Origin of the sequence: Mesorhizobium sp. B2-1-8 (assembly GCF_006442545.2) — a bacterium.
In the GTDB taxonomy this organism is placed as follows: domain Bacteria; phylum Pseudomonadota; class Alphaproteobacteria; order Rhizobiales; family Rhizobiaceae; genus Mesorhizobium.
Genome location: NZ_CP083952.1, coordinates 3,177,027 through 3,192,315, shown reverse-complemented (window position 1 = coordinate 3,192,315; position 15,289 = coordinate 3,177,027). Strand labels below are relative to the sequence as shown.

General features: G+C 63.5%; 19 protein-coding genes and 1 other RNA gene. 7 read left to right on the top strand and 13 right to left on the bottom strand.

The window, feature by feature from the left end:
- Nucleotides 1–30 precede the first annotated feature (30 nt).
- A complete protein-coding gene (miaA, locus tag FJ970_RS15635) occupies nucleotides 31–1,020 on the bottom strand; it encodes a tRNA (adenosine(37)-N6)-dimethylallyltransferase MiaA (protein WP_140758094.1) in 990 nt (329 codons plus the stop codon).
- On the opposite strand from miaA, the gene serB reads away from it, so the two are divergent.
- Entirely contained in the window at nucleotides 1,010–1,897 is an 888-nt protein-coding gene (serB, locus tag FJ970_RS15630; RefSeq protein WP_140758095.1) for a phosphoserine phosphatase SerB, read from the top strand. The genes miaA and serB overlap by 11 nt on opposite strands.
- Nucleotides 1,894–2,466, top strand: coding sequence for a GNAT family N-acetyltransferase (locus FJ970_RS15625; RefSeq protein ID WP_140758096.1), 573 nt, complete (start codon nucleotides 1,894–1,896; stop codon nucleotides 2,464–2,466). Before serB ends, FJ970_RS15625 begins: the two co-directional genes overlap by 4 nt.
- 42 nt (nucleotides 2,467–2,508) lie before the next feature.
- Here the strand turns inward: FJ970_RS15625 and FJ970_RS15620 are convergent, their stop codons facing one another.
- Nucleotides 2,509–4,026 (bottom strand): DegQ family serine endoprotease, encoded by a 1,518-nt coding sequence (locus FJ970_RS15620; RefSeq protein WP_140758097.1) that lies wholly within the window; start codon nucleotides 4,024–4,026, stop codon nucleotides 2,509–2,511.
- Between FJ970_RS15620 and FJ970_RS33625 the strand changes: the two genes are divergently transcribed.
- Nucleotides 4,016–4,141, top strand: a complete 126-nt coding sequence (locus FJ970_RS33625) for a hypothetical protein (protein ID WP_263489008.1) — start codon at nucleotides 4,016–4,018, stop codon at nucleotides 4,139–4,141. The two genes, FJ970_RS15620 and FJ970_RS33625, sit on opposite strands and share 11 nt — an antisense overlap.
- 30 nt (nucleotides 4,142–4,171) lie before the next feature.
- Here FJ970_RS33625 and FJ970_RS15615 read toward each other — a convergent pair whose 3' ends face one another.
- The 5 genes from FJ970_RS15615 to FJ970_RS15595 all read right to left on the bottom strand — a co-directional run bounded on the left by FJ970_RS15615 (nucleotide 4,172) and on the right by FJ970_RS15595 (nucleotide 8,163).
- Nucleotides 4,172–4,360 (bottom strand): DUF2065 domain-containing protein, encoded by a 189-nt coding sequence (locus tag FJ970_RS15615; protein WP_140758098.1) that lies wholly within the window; start codon nucleotides 4,358–4,360, stop codon nucleotides 4,172–4,174.
- A 6-nt stretch (nucleotides 4,361–4,366) separates the two neighbouring features.
- Nucleotides 4,367–5,350: a protease modulator HflC gene (gene hflC / locus FJ970_RS15610; protein ID WP_140758099.1), complete on the bottom strand. Its 984-nt coding sequence runs from the start codon at nucleotides 5,348–5,350 to the stop codon at nucleotides 4,367–4,369.
- Nucleotides 5,350–6,465, bottom strand: a complete 1,116-nt coding sequence (gene hflK, locus FJ970_RS15605) for an FtsH protease activity modulator HflK (protein ID WP_140758100.1) — start codon at nucleotides 6,463–6,465, stop codon at nucleotides 5,350–5,352. Before hflK ends, hflC begins: the two co-directional genes overlap by 1 nt.
- 166 nt (nucleotides 6,466–6,631) lie before the next feature.
- On the bottom strand, nucleotides 6,632–7,150 hold the full coding sequence (locus FJ970_RS15600) for a dihydrofolate reductase (protein ID WP_140758101.1): 519 nt from the start codon (nucleotides 7,148–7,150) through the stop codon (nucleotides 6,632–6,634).
- Complete coding sequence (locus FJ970_RS15595; RefSeq protein ID WP_140758102.1) at nucleotides 7,150–8,163, bottom strand: DUF4424 domain-containing protein; 1,014 nt, start codon at nucleotides 8,161–8,163, stop codon at nucleotides 7,150–7,152. The genes FJ970_RS15600 and FJ970_RS15595 overlap by 1 nt, the downstream gene beginning before the upstream one ends.
- Before the next feature lie 148 nt (nucleotides 8,164–8,311).
- On the opposite strand from FJ970_RS15595, the gene cobF reads away from it, so the two are divergent.
- Nucleotides 8,312–9,076 carry a precorrin-6A synthase (deacetylating) gene (cobF, locus tag FJ970_RS15590; protein WP_140758103.1) on the top strand — a complete coding sequence of 255 codons (765 nt, stop codon included), beginning with the start codon at nucleotides 8,312–8,314 and terminating at the stop codon, nucleotides 9,074–9,076.
- A gap of 118 nt (nucleotides 9,077–9,194) precedes the next feature.
- Here cobF and FJ970_RS15585 read toward each other — a convergent pair whose 3' ends face one another.
- The 4 genes from FJ970_RS15585 to modA form a co-directional block, all read right to left on the bottom strand.
- Nucleotides 9,195–9,536, bottom strand: coding sequence for a winged helix-turn-helix domain-containing protein (locus FJ970_RS15585; RefSeq protein ID WP_140758104.1), 342 nt, complete (start codon nucleotides 9,534–9,536; stop codon nucleotides 9,195–9,197).
- A gap of 74 nt (nucleotides 9,537–9,610) precedes the next feature.
- Nucleotides 9,611–10,723, bottom strand: coding sequence for a molybdenum ABC transporter ATP-binding protein (gene modC / locus FJ970_RS15580; RefSeq protein WP_140758105.1), 1,113 nt, complete (start codon nucleotides 10,721–10,723; stop codon nucleotides 9,611–9,613).
- Nucleotides 10,720–11,424 carry a molybdate ABC transporter permease subunit gene (modB, locus tag FJ970_RS15575; protein ID WP_140758106.1) on the bottom strand — a complete coding sequence of 235 codons (705 nt, stop codon included), beginning with the start codon at nucleotides 11,422–11,424 and terminating at the stop codon, nucleotides 10,720–10,722. Before modB ends, modC begins: the two co-directional genes overlap by 4 nt.
- Before the next feature lie 25 nt (nucleotides 11,425–11,449).
- Complete coding sequence (modA, locus tag FJ970_RS15570) at nucleotides 11,450–12,244, bottom strand: molybdate ABC transporter substrate-binding protein (RefSeq protein WP_140758107.1); 795 nt, start codon at nucleotides 12,242–12,244, stop codon at nucleotides 11,450–11,452.
- 116 nt (nucleotides 12,245–12,360) lie between these two features.
- Between modA and FJ970_RS15565 the strand changes: the two genes are divergently transcribed.
- Complete coding sequence (locus FJ970_RS15565) at nucleotides 12,361–12,555, top strand: TOBE domain-containing protein (RefSeq protein ID WP_227792140.1); 195 nt, start codon at nucleotides 12,361–12,363, stop codon at nucleotides 12,553–12,555.
- Nucleotides 12,556–12,566: 11 nt separating this feature from the next.
- On the opposite strand, the gene FJ970_RS15560 is transcribed toward FJ970_RS15565, so the two are convergent.
- Together FJ970_RS15560 and FJ970_RS15555 are read right to left on the bottom strand one after the other, a co-directional pair.
- Nucleotides 12,567–13,361, bottom strand: coding sequence for a thymidylate synthase (locus tag FJ970_RS15560; protein ID WP_140758178.1), 795 nt, complete (start codon nucleotides 13,359–13,361; stop codon nucleotides 12,567–12,569).
- Between the two features lie 361 nt (nucleotides 13,362–13,722).
- Complete coding sequence (locus FJ970_RS15555; protein WP_140758109.1) at nucleotides 13,723–14,034, bottom strand: DUF2853 family protein; 312 nt, start codon at nucleotides 14,032–14,034, stop codon at nucleotides 13,723–13,725.
- Between the two features lie 168 nt (nucleotides 14,035–14,202).
- Between FJ970_RS15555 and ssrA the strand changes: the two genes are divergently transcribed.
- Nucleotides 14,203–14,563: a transfer-messenger RNA gene (ssrA, locus tag FJ970_RS15550) on the top strand.
- Between the two features lie 101 nt (nucleotides 14,564–14,664).
- Nucleotides 14,665–15,231 carry an AAA family ATPase gene (locus tag FJ970_RS15545; RefSeq protein ID WP_140758110.1) on the top strand — a complete coding sequence of 189 codons (567 nt, stop codon included), beginning with the start codon at nucleotides 14,665–14,667 and terminating at the stop codon, nucleotides 15,229–15,231.
- Nucleotides 15,232–15,289 lie beyond the last annotated feature (58 nt).

Sequence of the window (15,289 nt, the reverse complement as noted above, 5' to 3'; positions counted from 1 at the left end):
GGCGGGAACCTTGCCCTCAAGGCCAACTTTTCAAGTTGCATTAGCAACAAGTGTTTGGATCGTGGTTTCGAAATTGTCATCGGGGCGCAATCTTCGCCATTCCGGCCCCAGCTGATGTCGAAACCAGGTCGCCTGCCGTTTGGCATACTGCCTGGTTGCGATCTTGGCGCGCTCGATCGCCTCGGGAAAGCTCGATTGCCCTGCCATTGCGGCCTGCAGCTCGCGAACCCCGATCGCCTTCATCGCCGGCAGGTCTGGATCCAGATGAAGGGCCGCAAGCTGCTTGACTTCCTCCAGCGCGCCCTTGTGCAGCATCCGGTCGAAACGTCTTTCGATGCGGTCGACCAGCGCCGCCCGATCCGGCTCGATGACCAGGAACTGCGCGCTCTGCCTGTCGATCAGCGGCCGGCCGCGCTCGGCCTGCCATTCGAGGATCGACCGGCCGGACGCGTCGAGCACCTCGAGCGCCCGCACGATGCGCTGGCTGTCGGTCGGCTTCAACTGCATGGCGGCTTTCAAATCCTCGCGCAGCAGGATGCCATGCAATTTGACCGCGCCGTGCTCCTTCAACTCACAGCGCCAGCGGTCGCGGATTCGCTGCGGAATGTCGGGCATTTCCGAAATACCCTCGGCCAGCGCGCGAAAATAAAGGCCTGTGCCGCCGACGAAGATTGGCCGCCGCGAGAGCGCTCCGTCAGGCCGTTCGAAGAACGTGCCGTCATCGATGAGTTTCATCACGTCGCGCAGCCAGGCACCGGTCGAGTAGGCGGAGCTGGGATGCACATGCCCGTAGAGAAAATGCGGCGCTCGTGCGAGCTCGGTCGCCTCCGGCCGGGCGGTCAGAACGTCGAGAACCGAATAGCCCTGCATGGAATCGGTGTTGACGATGACGCCGCCTGTGCGTTCGGCCAGTTCGAGCGCCAGCGCCGACTTGCCGCTGGCGGTTGGCCCGGCTATCAGGATCGCGTTCTTCACGCGGCCTTTGCCCGCATCCGTCCCGGAATTCTCGATGCCGCTCATTGCCACGCTTGTTTCCCATCCCGCTGACCGCGCTCTGTCGCCGTCGCTTGCGAATATGGCCTCACGGTCGGTGGGCGCAAGCGCTGTCATCTGGCTGGCCGAGGGGATTGCCTGCGATCTTGCCTTGCCGCCAGTGGCGCAGGCTGATGAAACGATTGTAAACCTTCGTGCCGCATTGGCCGTCGAGCCCATCGACGTGATCGTCCAGCAGGCCGAAACACGCCGCAAGAAAATCCTTCTCGCCGACATGGATTCGACCATGATCGACCAGGAGTGCATCGACGAACTGGCCGACGAGATCGGCGTCAAGGATCACGTGGCCGCCATCACCGCGCGATCGATGAATGGCGAGGTCGCCTTCGAGCCGGCGCTGCGCGAGCGCGTGGCATTGCTCAAGGGTCTCGATGCCGCCGTGGTCGAGCATATCGTCGCCAATCGGCTGACGCTGGCTTCGGGCGGCCGCGCGCTGGTCCAGACCATGCGCGCCAACGGCGCCTGGACGGCGCTCGTCTCGGGCGGCTTCGAGGTGTTCACCACGCGCATCGCTGCGATGCTTGGCTTTCAGGAAAACCGCGCCAACAGCCTGCTCGACCAGGATGGACGCTTCACCGGGCTGGTCGGCGAGCCGATCCTCGGCCGCGCCGCCAAGGCCGAGGCGCTGCTCGAAATCTGTGCGCGCCTTGGCCTGACGCCGGCCGATGCCATCGCCGTCGGCGACGGCGCCAACGATCTCGACATGATCCGCCTGGCCGGCACCGGTGTCGCGCTCCATGCCAAGCCTAGCGTCGCGGCGCAGGCAAAAGTCCGGATCGACCATGCCGACCTAACCGCGCTGCTCTATCTGCAGGGCTACAGGCAGGAAGAATTCGTGCAATGAAACCAATCCGTACCGAACGCCTGATCCTGCGCAATTGGAAGGATCGCGACCGCGAACTGTTCCATCGCATCAATTCCGATGAACGCGTGATGGAGTTCTTCCCGTTCCGCCGCGACCGTGCCACCGCCGACGCCAAGATGGATGAGTTCCGATCCTGGATCGCCGAGGACGGCTATGGTTTTGCCGCCGCCGAGGTCGCGGCCACCGGCGAGTGCATCGGCTTCGTCGGGCTCCTCGAAACCGATCATGTGCCCTCCCTGCCGGCCGGCACGATCGAGATCGGCTGGCGGCTGGCACCGGAATACTGGGGCAAGGGCTACGTCACCGAGGCGGCGGAGGCCTGGCTCGCCTACGGCTTCGAGACGCTGGGCGTCAACGAGATCGTCTCCTTCGCCGTCGCCGACAATCATCGCTCCACCGCCGTCATGAAACGCCTCGGCATGAGCGCCGAGCCGGCCAGCGACTTCGACCATCCCGACATTCCGGACAGCCACCCCGCGCTCAAGCGGCATGTGTTCTACCGGCTGTCTCGCCAGGATTGGCAGGCGAGAAAAAGGGCGGCTCTCTAACCGCCCCTTCCATCAAAATCAGATTTTGCAGGCCCTACCGGATCAATCCATCCGGATCGTCACGAATCGGAGCTCACCGGTCTTCGACGCCAGCATCAGCAACGCGTTCTTGCGCCCCTGCTCCTTCAGGGCACCGATCCGGTCCATGACGTCCTTGGGCGTGGCGACCGATTCCTGCGCGATCTCGGTGATCACTTCGCCCGGCTGGATACCGCGTTCGGCGGCGGCGGAGTCCTTGGCCACATCCGTGATGACGACGCCGGAGACATCGCCGGCGATGCTGAACTTCTTGCGCGTCTCGTCGTTGAGTTCGCCGACCGTCATTCCGAGCACCGCGGCGGTCGAGACGGCCGGAGCCTTGTCGCCGCCCTTGTTCTGGTCGGTGTTGCCATTCTCGCCGCTGGCGAGCTTCTCGCCATCCTCGAGCCGCCCGAGCGTCACCTTCACCGTCTGCTCGACGCCCTTGCGCACGATCAGCACGTCGACGGCCTTGCCGACGGGGCTTTCAGCGACGACGCGCGGCAGGTCGCGCATTTCATGGATGTCCTTGCCGTCGAACTTGATGATGACGTCGCCGGCCTGGATGGTGCCGTTGTCGACAGGCCCGCCCTTGATGACGCCGGCCACCAGCGCGCCCTTGGCGGTCGTCATGCCGAGGCTTTCCGCGATGTCGTCCGTCACCGGCTGGATACGCACGCCGAGCCAGCCGCGCCGCGTCTCGCCATATTGGCGCAACTGCTCGACGACGCCCGCGGCGAGTTGCGAGGGAATGGAGAAACCGATGCCGATCGAGCCGCCGGACGGCGAAATGATCGCGGTGTTCATGCCGATGACCTCGCCGGCGCTGTTGAACAGCGGTCCGCCCGAATTGCCGCGGTTGATCGCCGCGTCGGTCTGGATGAAATCGTCATAGGGACCGGAATTGATGTCGCGGTTGCGCGCCGAGACGATGCCGACCGTGACCGTGCCGCCGAGGCCGAACGGATTGCCGACCGCCATCACCCAGTCGCCGACGCGCATCTTGGTGGAATCGCCGAATTTCACCGCCGTCAGCTTGTGGCCTTTCGGATCGACTTTCAGCACCGCGACGTCGGTCTTGGTGTCGGTGCCGACCAGGGTAGCCTTCAAGGTCACGCCATCGGAAAAATTGACCTCGATGTCGTCGGCATCGGCGATCACGTGGTTGTTGGTGACGACGATCCCTTGCTCGGCGTCGATGACGAAACCCGAACCGAGCGATTGCACCTTCTGCGACCCATTGTCCTTGTTGCCGCCGCGGTTCTTGAAGAAGTCATCGAAGAAATCCTGGAACGGCGAGCCTTCGGGCAGCTGCGGCATCGGCACGGCGCCCGGACCTTCGGTGCCCTTCACCGTCTGCGAGGTCGAGATGTTGACCACCGCGCCGAGCACGCCTTCTGCCAGGTCGGCCACCGAGGCAGGTCCATCGGCGGCGAATGTCGGCGTCACGAAGGACGGAACGGCGGCGGTGCCCAGGACAAGCGCTGCCGCGCCGGCGACCAACGTCCGTCGAGCGGCGCGCAAAAGGGTGTTGGATGTCATCGAGAAGCCTCCCGGCATTTCTGAAAGAGAAAAGCGCTTCGACGAAAACGCCGTGTTGCGCCATGATGGCAAGAAATACGGCACGTTTGCGGCTATGGCTATCGGCAGAGTGTAAATCGAGCGTTATTCCGCAAACCGCCCGCCTCTACCCGCCTCGGATCAGCCAGACGACGCCGACACCGATGGCGATCGCCACCAGCCCGCCAATCCGCAGTGCATTCTCCGGCATCGACAGCACTTCGCCCGCGAGTTTCCTCGCAAAGCCGGGGAAGCCGCCGTAGACCAGGCCCTCTATGACGAGGACCAGGCCTATCGCCGCGAAGAAATCCTGCACGGGCCGTTACTGGCCGGTGCTGGGTTGTGTCGTCGGCGCGGCAGGTGCCGTCGTCGGCGCAGCAGGTGCCGCAGCTGGCGCGGCGGGGGCCGGCGGCTTCGCCGGCCCTTCCTTGCCGTCGGGATCGCGGAAGAAGCGGAAGAACTCCGAGCTCGGCGACAGCACCATCGTCGTCCCGGTGTTATCCAGCGCGGTGCCATAGGCGTTCATCGACCGGTAGAAGTCGAAGAAGGCCGGATCACGCTGATAGGCTCCCGCGAAGGTGGCGCTGCGCTGGGCTTCGCCCTCGCCGCGCAGGATCTCGGACTCCTTCCGCGCTTCGGCAACGATCTCGACCACTTCACGATCGGCGCGCGCGGTGATGCGCTGTGCCGCTTCGTTGCCGCGTGCCCTCAGCCGCGCAGCCTCCGCCAGGCGTTCCGCCTTCATGCGGTCGTAGGTCTGCTGCGAGACTTCGGCCGTCAGATCGGTGCGGCGGATGCGGACGTCCTCGATCTGCAAGCCGAGCGACGTGGCGTCGGGCCTGAGCTGATCGCGAACTTCGCGCATCATCACGGCACGCTCTTCGGAGAGCGCGGCCTCGAAATCGCGCAGACCGTAGACGCGGCGCAAGGCAGCGTCGAGACGCGTCCTGAGCCGCGCTTCAGCCAGTTCGATCTGACCGGACACCGCCGCACGGAAGACGCGCGGATCCGAGATGCGGTAGGCGATGAAGGCATCGACCTCGTAGAACTTGCCGCCCGACACCTGGACGCGGATGTTGTCGAGATCGAAGCGCAGCACCCTGTTCTCGATCAGTTGCACCGTGTCGGCGTCGAAGAACGAGAACGGCGCCTTGAAGTAGATGCCGGGTTCGGTCTTGACGTCGACGATCTCGCCGAAGCGCAGCACCAGCGCCTGCTGGCGCGCATTGACCACGAAGACCGAGGAATAGATCAGGAACAGGATGACCGCGACTACGACGACGAAGATGGGAAGACGGTTGGCCATCACTGGGTACCTCCCGTTTTCGCAGCGGGCGCAGCAGGCGCCGGCGGTTTCGGCTGCAATGCGGGCAGCGGCAGATAAGGCACGACACCTTGTCCGTTGCCCTGTTCGACGATGACCTTGCTCGAGTCCTTCAGAACCCTCTCCATGGTTTCCAGATAAAGGCGTTTGCGCGTGACATCGGGGGCTTTGACATATTCGTCATAGACCGAGATGAAGCGCTGGGCCTCACCTTCGGCTTCCTGCACCACACGGTTCTTGTAGGCGGCCGCGTCTTCGCGGACCTGGGCCGCCTCGCCACGCGCCTGGCCGAGCTTCTGGTTGGAATACTGATTGGCCTGCTCGACGAACTTGTCCTCGTCCTGCTCGGCGCGCTGCACCTCGTCGAACGCGTCCGCAACCTCGCGTGGCGGTGCCGCATCCTCGATGGAGACGGCATTGACCTGTAGGCCGGCCTTGTAGCCGTCCAGCGTCGTCTGGATGATCTCGCGCACTGAGGCGGCAATGCCCTGGCGGTCGTCGCGGAAAATGTCCTGCGCCGGCCGGCGGCCGACGGCTTCGCGCATGGCGCTTTCGGCAACCTGCCTCAGCATACCGTCCGGGTCGGAGACATCGAACAGGTAAGCGCGGGGATCGGAGACCTGATAGGCAACCGAAAACTGTACATTGACGATGTTCTGGTCGCCCGAAAGCATCAGGCCGTTGCCGCTGGTATTGCCACCGCCAATGTCTACGAGCTGCTCTGAAATCTTGGCCGTCTCGACGGTCTCGAGCGGCCACCAGTGGAAGTGCAGGCCTGGCTGGGAAAGCTGGGCCTTCGGCTTGCCGAAGCGCAGTTCGACCGCGACCTCGTCGGGCTGCACGGTATAGACCGCCTGGAAGGCCCACAAAACGACCAGCACCGCGGCGATCAGCCCGAACACGGCCGGACTGGCGCCACCGCCGCCGGGCAGCACGCGCCTCAGCCGATCCTGGCCACGGCGAATGATGTCTTCGAGGTCGGGAGGCGACCCCTGCGGGCCGCTCGGCCCCTTGGGTCCCTGCCCCCAGGGTCCCTGATTGTTGCCGCCGCCACCCCACGGGCCGCCGCCTCCGCCACCTTTGTCGTTCCAGGGCATGAATGTCCTTTCGCTTGGAATTCCCTCAAGCGCCGCAGTTACGGCGCAAATCCAGTGTCGTTCTTCTATAGGGACGCCACGGCACGCTTTCAACGCGATGCCTGTCGACTTCATCCGTTTTGGGCCGGCAGCGACCCTTTGTCGTCCTACAATTGCGTTTTTGTCTTCAAACCATCTCGCGGCGGCGCTCGTAAACCGTATAGCGAGTCGCGTGGCTGTCCTTTTCTCCTGATGGGACCTCCTGCGAACCGACCACGTGCCATGTATCAGGGTCGATCGGCGGGAAATGCGCATCGCCATCGACGGCGGCCAGCACATGGGTGACGTGCAGACGGTCAGCCAGCGGCAGCGCCTGGGCATAGATCTCGCCGCCGCCGATGATGCAGACCTCGTCGACGCCTGTCATGCAGCGTCCGCGCACGGTCGCCAGTTGGATCGCGGCTTCCAGAGTATGCGCCACCTCGACGCCCTCGGCGCGCCAGGCCTTGTCGCGCGTAACGACGACGTTCAGCCTGCCCGGCAGGGGCCGGCCGATGCCTTCAAAGGTTTTGCGGCCCATGATGATGGGCTTGCCCATCGTATCGGCCTTGAAGCGCTTGAGGTCGGTGGAGAGCCGCCAGGGCAACCCGCCGTCCCGTCCGATCACGCCGTTCTCGGCAATGGCGACGTAGATCGCGACATGCATCAGTTTGCGTCCCCGCCATTGCTGTCAGATGGTTCGAGCAGGAGGATGTCGATATCGTGCTCGGGATAGAAATCGTGCGCCGTCATCTCGAAACTCGTCGGCCCGACCTTTTTGACGTTGTCGCCGCAGAACGAGACCAGGGCTTTCGGATTGCCCTTGTCGACGGTCAGCTTGAACTTGCCGATGGTGCCCGCCGCCCAGTTGCCGCCGGTGGTCAGGATATAGGCGATGCGGCTTTCGTAGAATTTGGGATAACCGTCCGGATTGGCCTTCGCCGCCTTGCGCACCGCATTCTCGAAGGTGTCGTCCATGCAGTAGCGGGTCTTGTAGCCTGCGTATGAGCCCTGGAACTGGCCCTCATTGAAAAAGCTCACCGACGACGTGCCGCCGACACTCGGCTTGTAGCGGTGCGAGACGTGAACGTCCTTGTTGGCCGGAAAAGTCGAGCGCCACCAATAGGTCGAGCGCAATTGCCAGAACGGCGCATAGCCGGGTTTTTGCCCACTCTCGGTTTCCGGATCCTCGATGATGATGCCGCGGTCGACCCAGTCGTCAGCCACCGTTTGCGGCAGTTTCGCGAGCGTCGCCTTGGCGGCGTCGCCGAACGGATTGAAGGGCACGTTTTGCGCCTTCAAATCGGCGCTGATATCGATGCCGAGCGCGAACACCTTCTGCTCGAGTTGCGGCTTTGCCGGCGCGCCGTCGATCGTCACCTCGAAGCCGAGGAAATTATCGCTCTGGTTTTCGGGGATCGCCGGCATCTCTTCGGGATCGCCCGAAATGTCGGGCATCGGGAAGGCGACGATCGCCTCGACATCCTTGTCGGTGTTGTTGTGGAAGACGTAATCGACCGTCACCTCTTCGGGCGAGATGAAAAGATCCTCGCTTTGCATCGCCACGGCATCGCTGCGCGACAGGATCAGACCGCCGGTGCCAAGCTCGGCAACCGAATCATTGGCGATTGCCGGCGCAGCCGACAGGGCCAGCACGGTGGTCAGAACATGTCGCAGCATGAAAGCCTCCTCGGCGAGAATGCCCGCAGGACCCTAGCCGTTTCAACGCGGCGTTTCAAAGTCCTTCCGCGTCAGTGCTCACGCTGGAGCGGTCTGGACACGCGTGCGGTCTGGACTAACAGGTTACGATCGGGCAGGAGTTCGCGCCATGCGCAAGCTTCTCGTCATCGGCATCGGCGCCGGCAATCCCGACCACATGACCGTCAAGGCCATATCAGGCCTGAACCGGGCGGACGTCCTGTTTATTCCCGACAAGGGCGCCGACAAGACCGACCTAGCCAACCTGCGGCGCGAAATCTGCGACCGCTTCGTCACCAACCCGACCTCACGCAGGGTCGAGTTCGACGTGCCGGTGCGCGCTGAACCAACGTCTTCCTATCGCTCGACCGTCGACGACTGGCACGAAGCCATCGCCGCCATCTACGAGGGACTGATCCGCGACGAGATTGCCGCCGATGGTTGCGGCGCCTTCCTGATCTGGGGTGATCCCTCGCTCTACGACAGCGCCTTGCGCATCCTCGAGCGCGTGCGCCTGAGGGGCCATGTCGCCTTCGAACTGGAAGTCATCCCCGGCATAACGGCCATCCAGGCCCTGGCCGCCAGCCACAAAACGGCGCTGAACCGCATCGGCGATCCCGTGCTGATCACCACCGGCCGCCGCCTGGCCGAGGAAGGCATGCCGGACAATGCCGGCAGCGCCGTCGTCATGCTCGACGGCAAATGCGCCTTCAACACGCTCGCGGACAAGAACCTTTTCATCCAATGGGGCGCCTATCTCGGCACGCCGGACGAGATCATCATCTCCGGCCGCCTCGGCGATGTCGGCGCCGAGATCGAAAAGCGCCGCGACGAAGCCCGCCGGGAAAAAGGCTGGATCATGGACACGTATTTGCTGCGGAAGCCGGAAGAATAGGCAGTAGGCAGTAGGGAAGAACACTAGACGCGCGTCAGATATGATTCGGAACAAAGATCTCTGCCGGCCAGAAATTGGACTAGGTGCCCTACTGCCTACTGCCTATTCCCTTACTCCCCTACCCCGCTTCAATCTCCGCCTGCAACGCATCCATATGAGTCGCTGCCGCGGCGGTCGCTGCGCGCTCGATGGCGCGAAAACGGCTGACCACCGCCAGGCCGACCGTCGTCAGTTGCGCGCCGCCGCCCTTGTGGCCTCCGGTTTGCGCCGAGACCAGCGGCTTGCCGAACACCCGGTTCATGTCCTCGACCAGATCCCAGGCGTGCTTGTAGGACATCTCCATGCCGCGCGCGGCTGCCGAGATCGAACCGAAGGTGGCGATGTGCTCCAGAAGCTCGACCTTGCCAGGGCCTATCCGTCCGTCCGGATCGAGATTTATTCGCAAGCTCAGCGACGGCATTTTTGCTCCTCCGCGATCGCTTCAGCTTAGGCGACCGTTATTCCAATACAATATAGCGGCGGTCACCGCTGCTGTCAGCCGTCGACCTCGAGCGGCAAGCCGGCGCCGGTGTTCGCCCGGTCGAAACTCACGGTCTTCACCACCGCAAAGACGTTGCCGCCGAGCCGCAGCTCAAGCACCTGCCGCGACTGTTCCGTGATGCGGGCCAGCACGGTTGCGCCGTTGCAGTCGATGCCGACTTCGACCGCTGGCCCCTCGCCCGGGCTGATCGCGACGACCGTGCCGGGCAGGATGTTGAGCGCGCTGAGGCCGGTCGGTTTCTCCGTCGCGATCATCACGTCGCGAGCGCGAATGCGGACACGCACGGGAGCCCCGGGCTTCATTGCAAGGCGCGGCACCCGGATCTCGCCGGCGGCCGAGCCGAGCACGGTCATACCGAAAGTCTCGTCGTGGCGCAGCACCTTGGTGTCCAGCACGGCGCCACCCTCGCCGCGCTCTTCGACCGGCAACAGGTCGAGCCTTTGCATGACAGCCTCGGTCGGACCGCCGGCGGTGACCTTGCCGTGCGCCAGCATCACCACGTCGCTCGCCAGCCGGGCCACCTCGGCAACCGAATGGCTGACATAGACGATCGGGATCTTCGTTTCGTCGCGCAGCCGTTCGATATAGGGCAGGATCTCGGCCTTGCGCGCTTCGTCGAGCGAGGCCAGCGGCTCGTCCATGAGCAGCAGCCTCGGGCTGGCAAGCAATGCCCTGCCGATCGCCACGCGCTGTTTCTCGCCGCCCGAGAGCTTTGCCGGTCGCCGCCCGAGCAACGGGCCGATGCCGAGCAGTTCGACAACACTGTCCATGTCCGCGTAGCGTTCCGCCGCCGGCGTGAACCAACGGCCGTAGTGCAGATTGCTCTTCACGCTCATATGCGGAAACAGGCGCGCATCCTGGAACACCATGCCGATGCGGCGCTTGTGCCTTGGCACGAAAATGCCGGCACCGGTGTCGACAAGCACCCGGCCGTCGACCTCGATGCGTCCCTTGTCCGGCCGGATCAGTCCCGCGATCATGTTGATCAGCGTCGTCTTGCCGGAACCCGACGGCCCGAACAGCGCCGTCAGCCGTCCGGCGCTCTCGAATCGGGCGTCGATGGCGAAATCGCCAAGCCGGTGGCTAATGTCGACACGGACGCTCATTCGATGTCCATCCGCCGCCCGACCCGCCGCGCCAGCACTTCCGAGGCGACCAGTGCCGCCATCGAGATGACGATGGAAATCAGCGTCAGCCGCAGCGCCCCTTCATCGCCGCCCGGCACCTGGGTAAAGGTGTAGATCGCCGTCGGCAGCGTCTGCGTCTCGCCAGGAATGTTGGAGACGAAAGTGATCGTCGCGCCGAACTCGCCCATCGCCTTGGCGAAGGACAGGATGGCGCCGGCGATCAGCCCGGGCAGGATCAGCGGCAGCGTAATGGTGCCGAACACCCACAAAGGGTTGGCTCCGAGCGTTCCCGCGGCCGCCTCCATCTTTCGGTCCACCGCCTCGATCGACAGCCGGATCGCGCGCACCATCAGGGGAAAGCCCATGACGCCGCAGGCGAGCGCCGCACCCGTCCAGCGGAACGAGAAGACGATGCCGAAATGCTCGGCGAGGAATGCGCCGGCCGGGCCGCGCCTGCCGAAAGTCAAAAGCAAGAGATAACCTGTCACCACGGGGGGCAGGATCAGCGGCAGGTGCACCAGCCCGTTGAGCAGTGTCTTGCCCCAGAATTCCCCCCGGGCAAGCAGCAGCGCGATCGCTATGCCCGGCGGCAGGCTGGCGAGCATCGCGGCCGTCGCCACCTTGATCGACAGCCGGACCGCATTCCATTCGTCGGGAGTGAGGTCCAACAGCCATGTCATCTCGCGGTATCGGGGCCTTTCGAACTCAGTTGCTCGGCGTGAGCACGGTAAAACCCTGTTCCCTGAAGAGCGCACCTGCCTTGGCGGATTGCAGGCACTTCAGGAAGGCTGGCGTATCCTTGTCCTTCGAATCGGCGGTCTGGGCAACCGGATAGATGATCGGCGGATGCGAATCCTCGGGGAAGGTGCCGACCACCTTGACGCCCTTTTCGGCGTGCGCGTCGGTGGCATAGACGATGCCGAGGGCCGCTTCGCCGGTTGAAACCAGCTTGAGCGCCGCACGGACATTTTCGGCCTGCGCCACCTTGCCCTCGACCGAGGACCAGACGCCGAGCGATTCCAGCGCCGCCTTGCCGTACTTGCCGGCCGGCACCGCCTTGAAGTCGCCCATGGCGAGCTTGCCGTCGCCGACCAGCCTTGCGAGGTCGAAGCCCTTCTCGATCTTGGCTTCGACCGTCGAATCCTTCGGCGCCACCAGCACGATCTCGTTGCCGAGCAACTTCACTTCCGTATCGGGCTTGGTCAGCTTTTTGTCGGAGAGATATTTCATCCAGTCGAGGTCGGCCGAGATGAAGACGTCGGCCGGCGCCCCGCCCTCGATCTGCTTGGCCAGCGCCGAACTAGCGGCATAGGAGACGGTCGCGGCCCCGCCGACATCGGCCTCGCAGGCCTTGTTCACCGCGTCCAGCGCGTCCTTGAGGCTGGCTGCCGCGAACACCACGACCTTGCCTTCCGCGTGCGCTACCGGCATTGCCGCCATCAACGTCGCCGCGAAACCGCCAATGGCGATCGCTTTCAACCCGAAACCTCTGCGCGTCATCGAAAACTCTCCCTGGGTCTGAAATCCGGTCGGCTCAAGCCTCCAACCGATATATCCGCATGGATATAACAAGGGAAGGCCTGCGCTGCTGGAACTCATCTGGTCGAGTGAGGCTCGTGGACGTCCTCAACGGAACGATCACCGAAATCGTCAAGGGAGCCACCTCCTCGCATGTCAGAATCGACATCGGTGGCGGCACCGTCGTCACCGCTTCGATCACCAACGAAGCCGTCGCCGACCTCAAGCTCGAAAAGGGCAAGCAGGCCTATGTCGTGGCGAAGGCTTCGGACGTGATGGTCGGCATCGACTGAAAAGCCGCGGCTCAGACCGCGATCGGCGCCTTGATCGACGCATCGGCGACGTAGTTTTCCAGCCGGAAATCCTCGAGGCGGAAGGCGAACAGGTCCTTCACCTCCGGGTTGATCCACATCGTCGGCAGCGCCCGAGGCGTGCGCTGCAACTGTTCGCGCGCCTGCTCGAAATGGTTGGAGTAGAGATGCGCGTCGCCGAGCGTGTGGACGAAATCGCCCGGCTTCAGCCCGGTCACCTGCGCCACCATCAGCGTCAGCAGCGCGTAGGACGCGATGTTGAACGGCACGCCGAGGAAGATGTCGGCGGAGCGCTGGTAGAGCTGGCAGGAAAGCCGGCCCTCGGACACGTAGAACTGGAACAGGCAGTGGCAAGGCGGCAGCGCCATGGCTTCCACCTCGGCGGGATTCCAGGCCGAGACGATCAGCCGCCGCGATTGAGGATTACGGCGGATCTCCTTGAGAAGATTGGCGATCTGGTCGATCGAGCCGCCGTGGCCATCCGGCCAGGACCGCCACTGCTTGCCGTAGACCGGACCAAGGTCGCCATTCTCGTCGGCCCATTCATCCCAGATCGAAACGCCGTGATCGGTCAGGTATTTGATGTTGGTGTCGCCGGCCAGGAACCACAGGAGTTCATGGATGATCGACTTCAGGTGCAGCTTCTTGGTGGTGGTGACCGGAAAACCGCGCGCCAGATCGAAACGCATCTGGTAGCCGAAGACGGAGCGCGTACCGGTGCCGGTGCGGTCGCCGCGATCGGCGCCGTTGTCCAGCACATGCTGCAAGAGGTCGAGATATTGGCGCATCGGTTCCGGGCTCGATTCGAGAGTGTGGGTATTATAGCTGCCGAGCGGGCTGCCGAACACACCAAAAGGGGATGAGGCGTCGCTTGCCCCCATCACTCTTCAAAGGTTAGCGCTGCCCCTCACCTGCCTGCCGGCATCCTCTCCCCGTATAGTAACGGGGAGAGGGACGCTATCGTCCGTGAATTCGCCAATTGTCAGCGATAAATACACGTCGAGGCTGCGGCCAGCCCATTTCTCCCCATCACTATACGGGGAGAAATGCCCGGCAGGGCAATGAGGGGCGGCGCCTACATCCGGCAAGTAGCAGAATCGACACTGAAGCGACGCATTCAGCCACCAGTGTCGCCATGCCACCAAATCCTTAGAGGGAACCGAGCTTGCCCAGGTCCTTGGCCACCAGATAGTAGAAGGTCACGCGGTTCTTGGTGTTGTCGGCGTGCATCGCCTTGCAGGTCTTTTCGATCGCCGCGTCGGCTTTCGCCCTGTCGCTGACGCCGAGCTTCTTGGCCACCCAGCTCTCCTTGACCCGCGCCAATTCCTTCGGGTCCGTGCAGGACACCAGCGAGGAGTCGCGGTTCCTCAGCGCAATGCCCAGATGCTTGACGATCTTTTCGACCGCATCGGCGTTTGCCGCGCCGTCATATTTCTTCACATCCGCAAGATAGTCGACCATCAAAATTCCCCTCGTCGGCGCCACGGATCCGATCGGTGAGGGCTGTGGCGCGCTTCGCAACTTATGCGCTAGGTCGGTAACTCCTCACCGCTCGCAAAGCTTCGGTTGAGACCGCTCCCAAGTCAACCCTCGGCGTCGCGATTTGACACAGGGACAAAGCGCCATTGCGGCCTTTCATTTCCACGCGACGCACCCTATATTCGCTTCGTCGGCTTGACCGACTATGGCGATAAATGGGCGATGAAATAAGCCGTTCGGACCCGGGGGCGGTACCCGGCGCCTCCACCAAAAGCCGCTGTTTAAGACGGAGCGGTTTTTGCTGGGGGCGAAATAGGATCGACGAAGGTGTAAAGATCGTACTTTTGCCCGGCATTGTACCACCGTTATCGGGCTAAACTTATAGTTGCCAACGACAACTATGCGGAAGCACGTCTCGCTGCTTAATGCAGTGCGATAGCTTCAAATCAAGCCCTAGGGGTTCGCACTTCTAGGCGGGGTTCGGAGGTACCTGGCAACAGAAACCTCCACTTCTCCCCCTTCAATTTGCGTCACGCACGACGGCTCCTGTCGTCAAGACTTCGCACGGCCGCGAAGCCGCTGCGTCGCGTGCCTCTTTCTCCATGGACAGAGATGCAAAACGATTCCGATCGATTCTTCGTGCTGACGGGCGGCCCAGGCTCCGGCAAGACCACTCTGATCGAAGCCTTGCGGCAGGCTGGCTTTGCGACATCCGTCGAGGCCGGACGCGGCATCATCCGCGACCAAACCGCCATTGGCGGAACCGCCCTGCCCTGGAGCGATCGGGCATTGTTCGCCGAACTGATGCTGTCTTGGGAAATGCGCTCGTATCGTGCGGCCAGCGAGTTGGCCGGACCGGTCTTCTTTGATCGCGGCGTGCCGGACACGATCGGCTATCTCAGGCTCTGCGGCTTGCCGGTGCCGGGTCACCTCGCCAGTGCCGCCATGGAGTTCCGCTATGCGCGTCGCGTCTTCATCGCCCCGCCATGGCCGGAGATTTTCGCCCGGGACGAAGAACGCAGGCAAACGCTCGACGAGGCCGAGCGCACTTGCCGATCGGTGGCAGGCGTTTACGCCGAACTCGGCTGCGAATTGGTGACCTTGCCGCTCGCGCCAGTCGGGGAGCGCGTGCGCTTCCTCCTCGACGCTGCTGGATTGCCGCTGACATCGCGGACATAAAGAGGCGGACAGATCCGACCTTTCATGCGCGTTGTTGGAACCTGGCGATACCTTATGG

What these genes read in the sequence shown, in the direction of transcription:
- serB (WP_140758095.1), top strand. Translation starts at nt 1,010, where the DNA reads ATGCCGCTCATTGCCACGCTTGTTTCCCATCCCGCTGACCGCGCTCTG.
- miaA (WP_140758094.1), bottom strand. Translation starts at nt 1,020, where the DNA reads ATGAGCGGCATCGAGAATTCCGGGACGGATGCGGGCAAAGGCCGCGTG.
- FJ970_RS15625 (WP_140758096.1), top strand. Translation starts at nt 1,894, where the DNA reads ATGAAACCAATCCGTACCGAACGCCTGATCCTGCGCAATTGGAAGGAT.
- FJ970_RS15620 (WP_140758097.1), bottom strand. Translation starts at nt 4,026, where the DNA reads ATGACATCCAACACCCTTTTGCGCGCCGCTCGACGGACGTTGGTCGCC.
- hflC (WP_140758099.1), bottom strand. Translation starts at nt 5,350, where the DNA reads ATGGCCAACCGTCTTCCCATCTTCGTCGTCGTAGTCGCGGTCATCCTG.
- hflK (WP_140758100.1), bottom strand. Translation starts at nt 6,465, where the DNA reads ATGCCCTGGAACGACAAAGGTGGCGGAGGCGGCGGCCCGTGGGGTGGC.
- FJ970_RS15600 (WP_140758101.1), bottom strand. Translation starts at nt 7,150, where the DNA reads ATGCATGTCGCGATCTACGTCGCCATTGCCGAGAACGGCGTGATCGGA.
- FJ970_RS15595 (WP_140758102.1), bottom strand. Translation starts at nt 8,163, where the DNA reads ATGCTGCGACATGTTCTGACCACCGTGCTGGCCCTGTCGGCTGCGCCG.
- cobF (WP_140758103.1), top strand. Translation starts at nt 8,312, where the DNA reads ATGCGCAAGCTTCTCGTCATCGGCATCGGCGCCGGCAATCCCGACCAC.
- FJ970_RS15585 (WP_140758104.1), bottom strand. Translation starts at nt 9,536, where the DNA reads ATGCCGTCGCTGAGCTTGCGAATAAATCTCGATCCGGACGGACGGATA.
- modC (WP_140758105.1), bottom strand. Translation starts at nt 10,723, where the DNA reads ATGAGCGTCCGTGTCGACATTAGCCACCGGCTTGGCGATTTCGCCATC.
- modB (WP_140758106.1), bottom strand. Translation starts at nt 11,424, where the DNA reads ATGACATGGCTGTTGGACCTCACTCCCGACGAATGGAATGCGGTCCGG.
- modA (WP_140758107.1), bottom strand. Translation starts at nt 12,244, where the DNA reads ATGACGCGCAGAGGTTTCGGGTTGAAAGCGATCGCCATTGGCGGTTTC.
- FJ970_RS15560 (WP_140758178.1), bottom strand. Translation starts at nt 13,361, where the DNA reads ATGCGCCAATATCTCGACCTCTTGCAGCATGTGCTGGACAACGGCGCC.
- FJ970_RS15555 (WP_140758109.1), bottom strand. Translation starts at nt 14,034, where the DNA reads ATGGTCGACTATCTTGCGGATGTGAAGAAATATGACGGCGCGGCAAAC.
- FJ970_RS15545 (WP_140758110.1), top strand. Translation starts at nt 14,665, where the DNA reads ATGCAAAACGATTCCGATCGATTCTTCGTGCTGACGGGCGGCCCAGGC.